At 56.5% G+C, this 12,724-nt stretch carries 10 protein-coding genes; 3 read left to right on the top strand and 7 right to left on the bottom strand.

Going from position 1 to position 12,724, the window contains the following annotated elements:
* Window positions 1-13: 13 nt before the first annotated feature.
* Both K5Y30_RS16760 and fusA read right to left on the bottom strand, forming a co-directional pair.
* Window positions 14-607: a LuxR C-terminal-related transcriptional regulator gene (locus tag K5Y30_RS16760; RefSeq protein WP_222212304.1), complete on the bottom strand. Its 594-nt coding sequence runs from the start codon at window positions 605-607 to the stop codon at window positions 14-16.
* A 168-nt stretch (window positions 608-775) separates the two neighbouring features.
* Window positions 776-2,872, bottom strand: a complete 2,097-nt coding sequence (fusA, locus tag K5Y30_RS16755) for an elongation factor G (RefSeq protein ID WP_222212302.1) — start codon at window positions 2,870-2,872, stop codon at window positions 776-778.
* A 215-nt stretch (window positions 2,873-3,087) separates the two neighbouring features.
* On the opposite strand from fusA, the gene K5Y30_RS16750 reads away from it, so the two are divergent.
* The gene (locus K5Y30_RS16750) at window positions 3,088-3,999 is read left to right on the top strand and encodes a ketopantoate reductase family protein (protein ID WP_222212300.1); all 912 of its coding nucleotides are present in this window, start codon (window positions 3,088-3,090) and stop codon (window positions 3,997-3,999) included.
* A 30-nt stretch (window positions 4,000-4,029) separates the two neighbouring features.
* On the opposite strand, the gene K5Y30_RS16745 is transcribed toward K5Y30_RS16750, so the two are convergent.
* Window positions 4,030-4,797, bottom strand: coding sequence for a YdcF family protein (locus K5Y30_RS16745; protein WP_222212290.1), 768 nt, complete (start codon window positions 4,795-4,797; stop codon window positions 4,030-4,032).
* Window positions 4,798-4,896: 99 nt separating this feature from the next.
* On the opposite strand from K5Y30_RS16745, the gene K5Y30_RS16740 reads away from it, so the two are divergent.
* The gene (locus K5Y30_RS16740; protein WP_222212288.1) at window positions 4,897-5,964 is read left to right on the top strand and encodes a LacI family DNA-binding transcriptional regulator; all 1,068 of its coding nucleotides are present in this window, start codon (window positions 4,897-4,899) and stop codon (window positions 5,962-5,964) included.
* Window positions 5,965-6,001: 37 nt separating this feature from the next.
* On the opposite strand, the gene K5Y30_RS16735 is transcribed toward K5Y30_RS16740, so the two are convergent.
* Window positions 6,002-6,691: an aspartate/glutamate racemase family protein gene (locus tag K5Y30_RS16735; RefSeq protein WP_222212286.1), complete on the bottom strand. Its 690-nt coding sequence runs from the start codon at window positions 6,689-6,691 to the stop codon at window positions 6,002-6,004.
* Between the two features lie 15 nt (window positions 6,692-6,706).
* On the bottom strand, window positions 6,707-8,764 hold the full coding sequence (locus K5Y30_RS16730) for an FUSC family protein (protein ID WP_222212284.1): 2,058 nt from the start codon (window positions 8,762-8,764) through the stop codon (window positions 6,707-6,709).
* Between the two features lie 254 nt (window positions 8,765-9,018).
* Between K5Y30_RS16730 and K5Y30_RS16725 the strand changes: the two genes are divergently transcribed.
* Window positions 9,019-9,966: a sulfonate ABC transporter substrate-binding protein gene (locus K5Y30_RS16725; RefSeq protein WP_222183993.1), complete on the top strand. Its 948-nt coding sequence runs from the start codon at window positions 9,019-9,021 to the stop codon at window positions 9,964-9,966.
* Window positions 9,967-10,041: 75 nt separating this feature from the next.
* Here the strand turns inward: K5Y30_RS16725 and K5Y30_RS16720 are convergent, their stop codons facing one another.
* Window positions 10,042-11,256, bottom strand: a complete 1,215-nt coding sequence (locus tag K5Y30_RS16720) for an acyl-CoA dehydrogenase family protein (RefSeq protein ID WP_222212282.1) — start codon at window positions 11,254-11,256, stop codon at window positions 10,042-10,044.
* Window positions 11,253-12,692, bottom strand: coding sequence for an MFS transporter (locus K5Y30_RS16715; RefSeq protein WP_222183989.1), 1,440 nt, complete (start codon window positions 12,690-12,692; stop codon window positions 11,253-11,255). The genes K5Y30_RS16720 and K5Y30_RS16715 overlap by 4 nt, the downstream gene beginning before the upstream one ends.
* Window positions 12,693-12,724: the final 32 nt, after the last annotated feature.

The following is a 12,724-nucleotide window of genomic DNA, read 5'->3' as shown; positions in this document are numbered from 1 at the left end:
CTTAATGGATGATTTAAAAATTATTAGTAAAACGCTGATAGAGATGCAGGCTGTTTTTCAGATTAAGTTTTTTAACGATCTTATTCTGATGGCTGTAGAGCGTTTTTTTATTTATACCGGTTATTTTCGCCACGTCTTCAATCGATTCGTAAGTGAATAAACATCGCAGGAAATTAAACTCCTTCCTGGTTAAATGGTTGTTGACTGCGGGAGCAGCCAACAGCTGGCCGTTTTTATACTGGCACAGCATCATCGCCAGCTTAGTGCTGATGGTTCCAACTGGAGATTTTTTATCGATAAAACAATCGGCTGCAATGGCATGACTGCTGTAGTTAATCTTGTTTTTCACTGAATCCGTAAAGAAAATCAGCATCGCATTGCGGGTGATTTTCAGTCTGGTCAGATAATCTATCTGAGCCAGCGCCGTGCGGAAGTTTTCCGGCAAATCAAAAATAATGATTGGTGAAAGAGTGGCGGTTTTTTCCCTGTCACGCATCAGCGTCTTCATTTCACGAATAGTATTACAGCAAGTGATATGTGAATGTTGCAGAAGCGCAATTAAGCCCTGCTGGTGATAGCAAGACTGATCCAGATAAATGACATCCATGATTAATTTCCGATAAATATCCCTGATTCTGCGAATACTATCGGCTTCCTGGCGGAAATTAACTGTCCATTTTTGGTGCTAAATAATTCACGCGATTGACAGGTCGATTTAAAAGTAGGCCGGGCAAGAAGTGTTACCTCTGTGCCCGGTCTGATTTCACACTAAAGCTCAGGCGCGCGCGGCGATGATGCTTTCAGCCACGTTGCGGGGTGCTTCCGCATAGTGCGCAAACTCCATGCTGTAGGTGGCGCGGCCTTGCGACATCGATCGCAGTGTGGTGGCGTAGCCAAACATCTCGGATAGCGGCACTTCGGCGCGAATAATGCGCGCACCAAAGCGTTCATCCATGCCTTGCAGCGTACCGCGCCGCGCCGATAAATCGCCCATCACGCCACCGGCATACTCTTCCGGCGTTTCTACTTCCACCTGCATCAGCGGTTCGAGGATCACCGGATCGGCCAGTTTCGCGGCGGCTTTGAAGCCAAAGATCGCCGCCATACGGAATGCCATTTCCGATGAATCGACATCGTGGTACGAACCAAACGTCAGCGTGGCTTTGATGTCCACCACCGGATAACCGGCCAGCACGCCGCTGTTCAGCGCTTCACGAATCCCCTTCTCCACCGAAGGAATGAACTCGCGCGGCACCACGCCGCCTTTGGTGGCGTCTTCAAAAGCAAATCCGCTACCCGCCTGCTGCGGTTCCAGCGTCAGCACCACATGGCCGTACTGACCTTTACCGCCCGACTGGCGCACAAACTTGCCTTCCACCTCGCGCACCGTTTTGCGGATGGTTTCGCGATAGGTAACCTGCGGCCGACCGATGTTGGCTTCCACGCAAAACTCGCGCTTCATGCGATCCACGATAATCTCCAGATGCAGCTCGCCCATGCCGGAAATAATCGTCTGGCCCGATTCCTCATCGGTGTGCAGACGGAACGACGGATCTTCGGCCGCCAGCCGCTGCAGCGCCAGGCCCATTTTCTCCTGATCGCTCTTGGTTTTCGGCTCAATCGACAGCGAAATCACCGGATCGGGAAACTCCATGCGCTCCAGCGTGATCACCGCATTGGGATCGCACAGCGTTTCGCCGGTGGTGACCTCTTTCAAACCCACGCAGGCGGCGATATCACCGGCACGAATCTCTTCGATCTCGATACGGTCATTGGCCTGCATCTGTACGATGCGACCGATGCGCTCCTTGCGCCCTTTCACCGCGTTCCACACGCTATCGCCTTTGCGCAGCACGCCGGAGTAGACGCGCACGAAAGTCAGCTGACCCACGTAGGGATCGCTCATCAGCTTGAACGCCAGCGCCGAGAACGGCTCGCTGTCATCCGCATGACGTTCATCGAGTTCGCCCTGCTCGTTGACGCCGCTCACCGCCGGTACGTCGAGCGGCGAAGGCATCAGTTCAATCACCGCGTCGAGCATGCGCTGCACGCCTTTGTTTTTGAACGCGCTACCGCACAGCATCGGCTGAATTTCACCGAGCAAGGTGCGCTGACGTAATCCGGCAACCACCTCCTCTTCACTGAGATCGCCCTGCTCCAGATAACGGACCATCAGTGCTTCGCTGGCTTCTGCCGCCGCTGCCACCATATTCTCGCGCCACTCGGCGGCGAGTGCCTGCAACTCAGCAGGAATGGGCGCATAGCTGAAACTCATGCCCTGGCTGGCGTCATCCCAGTAAATGGCGCGCATTTTGTTGAGATCGACCACGCCGCTGAAGTGCTCTTCCGCGCCGATGGGAATGACAATCGGCACCGGATTGGCGTGCAGGCGATCTTTCATCATCTGCACCACGCGGAAGAAGTCCGCGCCCTGACGATCCATTTTGTTGACGAAGGCGATGCGCGGCACATGATATTTGTTGGCCTGACGCCACACGGTTTCTGACTGCGGCTGCACGCCGCCAACCGCGTCATACACCATCACCGCGCCATCGAGCACGCGCATTGAGCGCTCAACTTCAATGGTGAAATCGACGTGTCCGGGCGTATCGATGATGTTGATACGGTGCGGCGTAAAGCTGCCGTCCATCCCCGGCCAGAAGCAGCTCACCGCCGCCGAGGTAATGGTGATCCCACGCTCCTGCTCCTGCGCCATCCAGTCGGTGGTTGCCGCGCCATCGTGCACTTCACCTAACTTGTGGCTCATTCCGGTATAAAACAGGATGCGCTCAGTGGTGGTGGTTTTACCGGCATCGATGTGCGCGGAGATGCCGATGTTGCGATAACGTTCGATGGGGAGGGTTCGGGGCATGATGCGTCCTTAGTCACTCGACTAGTTATTTATGCGGCGCGCACCATTGCCCGCCGCTGCGCAACAGCCTAAACCTATTGTACGAGTAAATACGAACAGTTTGAGCCTTTTTTAAACATCGTTAAAATCTTGTATGTGATTCAGCATTTACGGACTGGAAAGCCGCCGCCGGTCACTTTAAGGTAAGGCTTTCACTCTCAACGGGAAAATTGACCATGCGTATTCTGGTAGTCGGCGCCGGCGCCACCGGCGGCTATTTCGGTGCGCGTCTGGCGCAAGCAGGACGTGATGTGACTTTTCTGGTGCGCGAGCGCCGCTTTCAGCAGTTGCAGCAAACCGGTCTGGTGTTGAAAACCCCCGCTGGCAGCGAAGTGATTCAGCCGCAGCTGGCGCAGGCCGGTTCGCTTGATGGCCATTACGATCTGATTATTTTGACGGTGAAAAGCTTCGCGCTGGATCAGGCGATGAATGACATCGCGCCCGCCGTCGGTCCGGACACGCTGATCATGCCGATTCTCAACGGCATGCGGCATTTCGATACGCTGCGCGCGCGCTTTGGCGACAAAGTGATTGGCGGCTTGTGCAAAATCAACGCCACGCTGGGTGAAAACGGCGAAGTGCTGCAGATGACGCCGCTGCATATTCTCTATTACGGCGCGCTGGACGGTCATAACGATGCGCGTTTGCAGCGCGTGGATGAAGCGCTGCGTGCGGCGCAGTTTGATACGGTGTTTGCCGACAACATCATCAGCGAGCTGTGGGAAAAATGGTTGTTGCTTAGCACCTTGGGTGCGGTGTGTTGCATCGCACGCGGCAATACGCAACAGGTGCTGACGTCACAAGGTGGCGAAGCGCTGCTGCAAAGCGTTTTTGGTGAAGTGTTGGCGGTGCTGAGTGCGGAAGGTTATCAGCAGCGTCCGGCGGTGACGGCGAAGATTTATGAGACGCTGAACAATCCTCAAGCGGCGATGACCTCGTCGATGTATCGCGATTTAACCCAGGGCTTTGAGATTGAGGCCGATCAGGTGATTGGCGATCTGCTGGTGCGCGGCGCACGCAGCGGCGTAGTGACGCCGTTGCTGAACGCGGTGTATGTCAATTTGCAGGTGTATGTGCAGAACCGATAACGTTGGTCGCCATTCATGGCGACCGAAACATCACAACCGTGACTGCACGCCGGGCAACTGCTTCAGGCGTTGCCAGCCGGCTTCCACCGCTTCCGGCACCTCGACATGGCCGAGGAAACCTTTGCCGCGCGGGCCGTAGCCGTTTTCATCGTCGCGCAGGCGCTGGATTTCACCCATCAGCAGCGACAGAAAACGCTCCATCGACCACAATCCCTGCGGCGGCGCGCCGATGATGCGCAGCATGCCCGCGTCCATCTTCACCTGCGGCACAAACACCGGCCAGCTAATAAATTCCGGTGCATCCGCGCGATCGCGCCATTGATAGCGGAAGGTTTCCCAGGTACGACGCTGCATCAGCGGATCCTGCACCAGCAGCACGCGCTGCGGCTGCCAGCTGTGCTCATCCAGCAGCTTTTGGCTGAAAGCGGCGTTTTCCCCACAGTTGCGTGAGGCAGTTTCCAGCAGCAGCAGATCGTCCGGCAGCGCGGCAAATACGCGGGCGACATCGCCTAATAACTCGGCTTCGCTTTTGCCTTCGCTGTCGATTTGGCGATACAGCGGATGCGCCGCGAGCATCTCCACCAGCAACGAGGTTGAGTGACCGATGCCGCCGCTGATCAATAACGGCAGCTGATACTTTTTCGCCACGGCAATCACCGCTTCCACGTTCGGCAGTACCGCGTGACCAGCGAGAATGGCTAAATCGATGTCGAGCGTGCCATCTTGTGGCATCTGATCCAGCGCCAGCCAGGTCGCCAAGGTGTTGATATCCTGAATCTGATGGTTATTGAGTTGCATCCGGTTTTCCTCTTTTTACCTTTGGCAGTGTAGCGGCTTAAGTGCGTGTCGGCAGGGAAAAATTTGCTACACTCGCAGCTTAATCTTCAGGAGAGATTCATGACTGCGCGCTCCGTAACCCTCGACGATGTTGCACATCTGGCTGGGGTTTCTTATCAAACCGTTTCCCGCGTCCTCAACCATTCCGAACAGGTTTCGCCGCGCACCCGCGTCAAAGTCGAAGCCGCGATGCAGCAGCTCAACTATGTGCCGAATCGCGTGGCACAGCAGCTGGCGGGCAAAAACACCCGCACGCTGGGTCTCGCCACCAGCGATTTAGCCTTGATGGCGCCGGCGCAGATCGCTTCGGCGATTCAGCAACGGGCGGCGGCGCAGGGTTATCATCTGGTGATCGCCATGGCGAATCCCGACAGCGCGCCGCAGGATACAGTGAATGAACTGCTGGCGCAGCGCGTGGATGCGCTGCTGATTAACCTGCCGTTGGATGCGGCGCAGGCCGCGCAGATTCAGCAACAGTGCGACAACAAGCCGGTGCTGTTTCTTGATGTGGAGAGCAGCGCTGAAGTGGCGCAGTGCCAGTATCAGAGCGAATCCGGTGCGCAGCAGGCGGTTGATCATTTGGTGGCGCTCGGCCATCGCCAGATTGGCGTGTTAAATGGACCGGAAAGTTCTGCCTCGGCGCGCGCGCGTTTCGCCGCGTGGCAACAGGCGCTGGCGGCGCATCAGCTCAAGCCATTCTGCGTGCTGAGCGGTGACTGGAGCGCGGCATCGGGTTATCAGGCGCTGCTGGCGCGGTTGCCCAACACTCTGCCGCAAGCGCTGCTGGTGGCTAACGATCAAATGGCGCTCGGCGCGATGCGCGCGCTGCATCAGCACGGAGTGAAGATCCCGGCGGAGATTTCGCTGATTGGCTACGACGATACCGCGGAAAGCGCGTGGTATCAGCCGCCATTAACCACCGTGCGTCAGGATTTGCAGCAGTTGGGCGCGGTAAGCGTGGATCGCTTGCTGGCGCAGCTGGAAGGTGGCGAAATGGCAGAGGAGACGCTGGAAACCGAGTTAGTGTTGCGGGAAACCACCGCGACGCCGCAGCAAGATGAGGTGGATGTGGCGGAGATTGCGCAGCAGTTGCAGGTGTTGGCGCGCAAGTTAAAGCGCACCTCATAAATAGGTTAGGTGCGCAGATTTGCGCACCTGGTCGTAATTACCCGAGTGCGAGTTTTACGGCATCTTCTGCGTGGATCAAGGTGGTATCGAACAGCGGCACGCTGGCATCTTCCGCTTTTACCAGCAAGGTGATTTCGGTGCAGCCGAGAATAATCGCTTCTGCGCCCTGCTCCACCAGCTCAGCAATAATCTTGCGGTATTGCGCACGAGATTCATCGCGGATCACGCCAAGACAGAGTTCCTGATAAATGATGTCGTGCACCACTTTGCGACCGGCTGCATCGGGAACCAAAACGTCGATCTTCGACTGATGAAGTCGGCCTTTGTAGAATTCCTGCTCCATGGTGAACGCCGTTGCCAGCAAGCCGACTTTTTTTACGCCCGCCTGACGAATGCGCTGTGCGGTGGCATCGGCGATATGCAGCAGCGGAATGCTGACCGCATCAGTGATCTGCTGCGCGACTTTGTGCATGGTGTTGGTACAGAGCACAATAAAATCCGCGCCGCCTTTTTCCAGACTGAGCGCCGCTTCTGCCAGGATCTCGCCGGCTTTTTGCCACTCGCCAGCGGCCTGTAGCTTTTCAATTTCGTGGAAATCGACGCTGTACATCAGGCTGCGCGCGGAGTGCAAACCGCCCAGCTGCTGCTTCACCTGCTCATTGATAATTCGGTAATAGAGCGCGGTGGATTCCCAGCTCATTCCGCCAATCAAACCGATCATTTTCATCTGCTTAACTCCGTTTTAAACATGCTGCTCAGCACTGTAATGGTTTTCCGGCCAGCGCGCTGCAGGAAACAACGATAAGCGAATATTAAACAAGTGGAACATCGGCGCAAACAGCGTATTTTCCTGCAGCGCCGCCGCTTCCAGCCGCAGCAACAGCGTGTTTAGTTCCGCCAGCAATGCCGGCTGCGGCGTGGTTTGCAGCGATTTTAACCGGCGCTTGAGAAACTGGCTCAGCTCATGGAACATCGCCGCGCTTTCGATGTGATGCGCCAGCAGCAGCTCACGATGACGCGTGTAATAGTCGTAGCAGTTTGCGCCCAGCCAGGCTTCGGCAATCAGATTACCGCCGGAGACCAATTCCGGCACCGGATCAACACGCTTACGCGGCAGAATAATGTTGACCTTATCCAGCGTGCGCGAAACAAACTGCTGACGCGCGGTCAGCGTGACGCTGTTGAGCCGCACCGTCGCGATAAACTGCAGCAGCTCGCGGATGCCTTTGCGCACCGCGCGTTTGGCGGTCCACGACGGACGCTTGTTGCGGATCAGCGCTGTGATCACCACCGCGAAGGTAATGCCCACCAGCGTCGAAAGGATAGCATTCACTATAAGCTGTAGATCGGGCTTGAAGTTGTGGCTCATGCCAATCAAGCCGGGAATCTGCGTGGCGACAATCAGGCCAATCAGGTTGGTGGACGGATTGGCGATAACCAATCCCAACGCCAGCAAGCCCGGCGCAAGGCAGATCACCAGCGCTTCGAAGGTCACCGCTTGCGGAATCAGCAAGGTGATATACAGCAGGCTGATCACCACGGAGATCAGCACACCTTTCAGGAACAGCTTCATCGGCGCAATCGGGCTATCCATGCCGGCAAAGAAGGAACAGAGCACCGCAGCCATCATCGGCGCGGTGGCGCCATCCACCCAGCCGCTACCAATCCAAAATACGCAGGTGACGAAGGTGGCGATAAAGGCGGTGAACGACGACAGCAGCAACAATCCCTTATCGACGTGTTTATGCGCACGCGCCATCTTTCCGGCTTTCACCGTGGGCGTCCATTCACTAACGCGTTCGCTCACGCTTTGATAGGCATCGACGATGCGCACAAAATTGAGTAAGCGCTCCAGCAATCCTATCAGCAGAATGCTCTCTTCGCTGTTGAGCCTGCCCTGTTGCCACGCCCGTTTCAGCTGCTCTTGCGCCTGGCTGAGCTGGTCGCGCACCGGCAGTTGCTCTTCACCGTTTAGCCATAGCAAAAATTGCTGAAACACCTCTGCGATATGGTCGGGAAAACGGATTTGCTGCTGCGCCAGCAAATTGAGGCGCGATTCGATTGCCGTCAGCGTGGGGATGAAATAGGAGAGATGCTGATACTGCACGCTGACTAAGCGCACCAGACGCCGCGCGGCATCGCCTTCATACACGCAGTGCGTGATGAGCGTTTCGACGTTGAGCGGATAGTTGGCCATCTGAATCAGGATATCTTCGCGCTCCACCGACTTCTCAGCGGGCATCGCCGTAACCAGTTCGCTGCACAGCTTGCGCGCGTTCTGATACCACAGGTTCACGCTCTGCTCTAACAGATTGCGCATCGAGACCGGCCACAGCAGGCGATGCACCAGGCTGCTGCAGACGATGGCGACAGTGATCTCCTCAACACGCGAGATCACCGTGTAGGTGATGGCCGAGGGCGATACCACATCGGGAAAACCCATGATCGCCGCGCTGTAGCCCGCCAGCATAAACACATAGCTCTTCGGCGTGCGGTCGTGCAGCGAGAGATAGAGGCAAACCGCTACCCAAAGTGAGATGCACAGGCTGAACAGCAGCGGATCCTGCACCGTGGCGGGATAGATCAGCAAGGTAAACAGGCCGCCCAGTAAGGTGCCGAAGAAACGGAAAACCGATTTCGATACCGTTGATCCCGAATAGAGCTGCGAGGCAACGTACACTGTAGTCAGTGACCAGGCCGGTTTATCGAGATTGAGTTCCAGAGCAATGTAAAAAGCCAGAAAGGCAGCAAGACAGGTTTTGGCAGAAAACAGCACTGCGCTTCGTGAAAACCACTTCATAGAACGGGTAAAACCTTATGCAGGCAGCGGAATTGCTTATCCTGACAGAAGCTTTTGGTAATGGCATTTTGATTTGTTATACAAATTATTACCGTGCTAATTATATGGGCATCTATGGAAATGTCGAACGTGATTGCTGATTACAGTGAATGATCCAGATCACATAGATAATAGTTATAAGCGATCAAAATTAGTTATTTATTGGTTATATAAGGGCTTTGCTAAGGTGGCAAAAAAACCACGCGAGAATCATCATGAAAGCAAAACTTCCTGTCCTGAGCGCTTTAGCTCTCAGCTTTGGCCTGATCTCCACACACGCCTTTGCCGCTAACCCAGAAACCGTCACCATCGGCTATCAGAAAGCCAACATCTTTGCCCTGCTGAAATATCGCGGCACGCTGGATGAAACCTTTAAGAAGGAAGGCATCGCTATCCGCTGGGTGGAGTTCCCGGCTGGTCCGCAGATGCTGGAAGGCTTAAATGTCGGCAGCATTGATTTGGCGGCAACCGGCGATGCGCCGCCGGCCTTCGCGCAGGCCGCGAAAGCCGATTTGATTTATCTCGGTCATTCCCCGGCTAACCCAAAAACCGAAGCCATCGTGGTGCCGAAAGATTCCACGATTAAGAGCGTGGCGGATTTGAAAGGTAAACGCGTCGGTCTGAACAAAGGTTCTGACGTTAATTATCTGCTGGTGAAAGCACTGGAAGATGCGGGACTTAACTACAAAGACGTGACGCCGGTGTATCTGCCGCCCGCCGATGCGCGCGCGGCCTTCCAGAAAGGCGCGATTGATGCGTGGGTGATTTGGGATCCGTACCTTGCCGAAGTGGAAGCCAATGCCGGTGCGCGTGAAATCCGCAATGCGGAAGGATTAGTGCCACATTACACTTTCTATCTCGCCAGCCGTCCGTTCGCGGAAGGTCATCCTGATACTGCGAAACAGGTTGTCGATGAGTTGAGCAAACTCAGCGATTGGGCCAACAAGAACCCGGATGACGCGGCAGCGATTCTGTCGAAATCAACCGGCCTGGATAAATCCATCTGGCAAACCACCATTAAACGTCTGCCTTACGGCGCGTCACGCATGTCGCCGCAGGTGTTTGATGAGCAGCAGGCGTTAGCAGATACCTTTACGCGCGTGGGTCTGTTGCCGGTGAAAGTGGATGTGCGCAGCGCGACCTGGTCGCTGGATAAGAAGTAAGTCATTACCAACAACCAGGTCGCCATGAATGGCGACCTTACATGCCCGGTGCGCATTTATGCGCACCGGGTTTTATCATCCCTCGCCTCTGCCAATCTGCCACACACTGATGGGTGCGGTGCCATTCACTTTCCAGTCGCCGATATCACGAGCTTTGTACACCACCGGATTATGTGATGACAGAGTTCGCGCGTTGCGCCAGTGACGATCCAGCGCTTTGCTGACGCGCGTATCCGATGCGCCCAGTGCGTTAAACAGCTCGGTGGCGGCGCGTGTCACCAGCTCGCTGGCAATCACCTGCGCCTGCCCCGCTTCGGCTTCGGCCAGCACATTCGCGGCGGCAATTTGCGCTTCATCGTTGCTGACGTGGGCAACATATGCTGATTGCAGTGAATGTGTCGCGCGGATCACCGTGGCTTCCACCGCAAACGCCAGGCTGGTGATTTGCCCGATCACCTGCAGAATCTGCGCATCCTGACGCACAGCGCCGCCGTTGCCGTGGCTGTAAACCCGATTTCGCGCCGCCACCGCCTGCGCACCATCGCGCGCCACCGCACGACCGATTCCCGCCAGCGTGGCCAGCAAGACATGCTGATAGAAAGCGGTTTGATAACGAAAGCGGGTGGCGAAATCGTAGACGTGTTCCTGCTCGACATGGGCGTTAGCGAAACGCGTGGTGCCGCTGCCGGTTAAGCGCTGGCCAAAGCCGTCCCAGTCGTCCTCACGCGTCACCCCGGGTTGGTGAGTGTTCACCAGAGCGATAACGTCGCCCTGATTGTCATTGCGGCGCGCATAGACATCAATCCAGTCGGCGAACAGCGTGCCGGTGCTGTAAAACTTCTCGCCGCTCAGCGTCCAGCCGCTTTCGTTTGGCGTAACACGCGTGATGACATCGCCGAGTTTTACCGTGCCAATTTCCGTCCAGCCGCTGCCCACCAGCTCGCCATCAATAAAACGGCCAAACCAGCGATCGCGTTCCGCGCTATCCGGCTGATTCAATCGATCTTCGACAAAAGCGAAATGCGCGCGCAGCGCCTGCGGCAGATTCGAGTCGGCTTCTGCCAGCTCGGTTAACAGCTGGAACAGCTGCGGCAGCGATGCGCCCCAACCGCCCTTCTCTTGCGGAATACGCACCGTGCCGAATCCCGCCTCTTTCAGCCAGCTAATTGGTTGATGCGGCAAGGTACGTTCCCGCTCGCGCGCCACCGTTCCTTCAGCGATGCGCGCGAAGATCGGCCGGAAGTGCGCCGCCAGCGCCTCATAATCGGTGCCTGTTGCCAGTAAGCTCATGGTGACTCCTGATGTGAAAGTTCGTCGATGTCATGCAGCGTGGGCTCGTAGCGCACCGCCAGCAGGAAGAAGATCGGGATGATCGCTGCCAGCGAAACCACCCAGAACATGTTGGTGCCGAGCGCGGCCTGCAGAATCGGCAGAATGAACAGCGCTAACGCGCTACCGATGCCGGAAAGTGCGCGGCTAAAGCCCACGCCGGTGGCGCGAATCGAGGTTGGATAGGAAAGCGCTGGATAGACCATCAGCTGCGCGCCCGGCCCGAAGCCTTCAGCAAACAGCCACAAGCCGAGCATCAATACCGCAAAGACGATTCCGGCGATGGCTTGCGGATGACCAATTAACGCCAGCGCGATAAGCGCAAAGAATTGCAGCGCAAAGCCAGCGATGGCGACGTGGCGCGACGGATATTTCCACGCCAGACGCATGCCAAGCAGGCCGCCGGTAAAGGCGAACAGCGCGTTGAGTCCCAGTGATGCCGAGATGGTTTCAAACACGCCCGCGCCGAGGAACTGCGCCAGAATGGACGGCAGGAAGAAAGCAATGGCGGTGTATTCAAACGAGATACAGATGTTCATCACGCCCGCGACGATGGTGCGTTCGCGCCACGGCTTCTCAAACAGCACGCGGAAACTCACTTTCGGTGCCGCAGCAGCCGGCGGCGCTTCGTGTTCCGCTTCGTGGGCGTGAATGCCGTAGGAATCACGCAGGATACGCACCGCGGATTTCAGGTCGCCCTGATTCGCCGCCCACAGTGGCGATTCGTTCATGAATTTGCTGCGCACCGCGATGATCAGCAGCGCCGGTACCGCACCGAACAGCAGCGACGCGCGCCACAGCCAGTCAAGATGCTCTTTCGGCAGCAGGAAGTAGAGCGCGAAGATCAGCAGGAAGCACAGCGTTGAGGCGGCGTACCACATCGGGCACCAGGCTGCGAGTCGGGATGCCTTGTTGCCTTTACCAGCGAATTTGGAGAACTCCGCCAGATATGACATCGCCACCGGCAAATCGATGCCGACGCCCACGCCCATCAGGAAGCGCGCGCCAATCAGCACCCACACGTTCGGCGCTAACCCCGCCGCAATCGCTGAAACCACAAAGAACAGCATGTCGGCCATGAACACCGAATAGCGGCCATATTTATCCGTCAGCCACCCGCCCACCAGATTGCCGACGATGGTGCCAACCATAATTGAGGAAGTGACTAAGCCGGTGAGCAGCGGCGAGAGCTGAAACTCGCGCACCACATCATCGATGCCGTACGACAGCGTGGTGAGATCGTAGGCGTCGAGGAACACGCCGCCGAGCGCGAGGAACACAATCATGCGCGCGTAGTTGTCATTTTTGGTGCGAGTGTTTATCAGCCTTGCCACATCACTGACCGAACGTACCGGTTCGGAAACCGGAATGGTGTTTTCTAAAGGAAGAGAACTCATAACGCCTCACGTTGTTGTTTTGTAGTGCAGGT

The sequence above is a fragment of the Pantoea sp. DY-5 genome, from assembly GCF_019795955.1.
GTDB classification, from domain to species: domain Bacteria; phylum Pseudomonadota; class Gammaproteobacteria; order Enterobacterales; family Enterobacteriaceae; genus Pantoea; species Pantoea leporis.
The sequence above is the reverse complement of the archived record's forward strand: the minus strand, read 5'-3'. Positions and strand labels throughout refer to the sequence as shown.

Bases quoted from the DNA above. Each gene is read 5' to 3' on its own strand.
- K5Y30_RS16760 (WP_222212304.1), bottom strand. From the start codon at position 607: ATGGATGTCATTTATCTGGATCAGTCTTGCTATCACCAGCAGGGCTTA.
- fusA (WP_222212302.1), bottom strand. From the start codon at position 2,872: ATGCCCCGAACCCTCCCCATCGAACGTTATCGCAACATCGGCATCTCC.
- K5Y30_RS16750 (WP_222212300.1), top strand. From the start codon at position 3,088: ATGCGTATTCTGGTAGTCGGCGCCGGCGCCACCGGCGGCTATTTCGGT.
- K5Y30_RS16745 (WP_222212290.1), bottom strand. From the start codon at position 4,797: ATGCAACTCAATAACCATCAGATTCAGGATATCAACACCTTGGCGACC.
- K5Y30_RS16740 (WP_222212288.1), top strand. From the start codon at position 4,897: ATGACTGCGCGCTCCGTAACCCTCGACGATGTTGCACATCTGGCTGGG.
- K5Y30_RS16735 (WP_222212286.1), bottom strand. From the start codon at position 6,691: ATGAAAATGATCGGTTTGATTGGCGGAATGAGCTGGGAATCCACCGCG.
- K5Y30_RS16730 (WP_222212284.1), bottom strand. From the start codon at position 8,764: ATGAAGTGGTTTTCACGAAGCGCAGTGCTGTTTTCTGCCAAAACCTGT.
- K5Y30_RS16725 (WP_222183993.1), top strand. From the start codon at position 9,019: ATGAAAGCAAAACTTCCTGTCCTGAGCGCTTTAGCTCTCAGCTTTGGC.
- K5Y30_RS16720 (WP_222212282.1), bottom strand. From the start codon at position 11,256: ATGAGCTTACTGGCAACAGGCACCGATTATGAGGCGCTGGCGGCGCAC.
- K5Y30_RS16715 (WP_222183989.1), bottom strand. From the start codon at position 12,692: ATGAGTTCTCTTCCTTTAGAAAACACCATTCCGGTTTCCGAACCGGTA.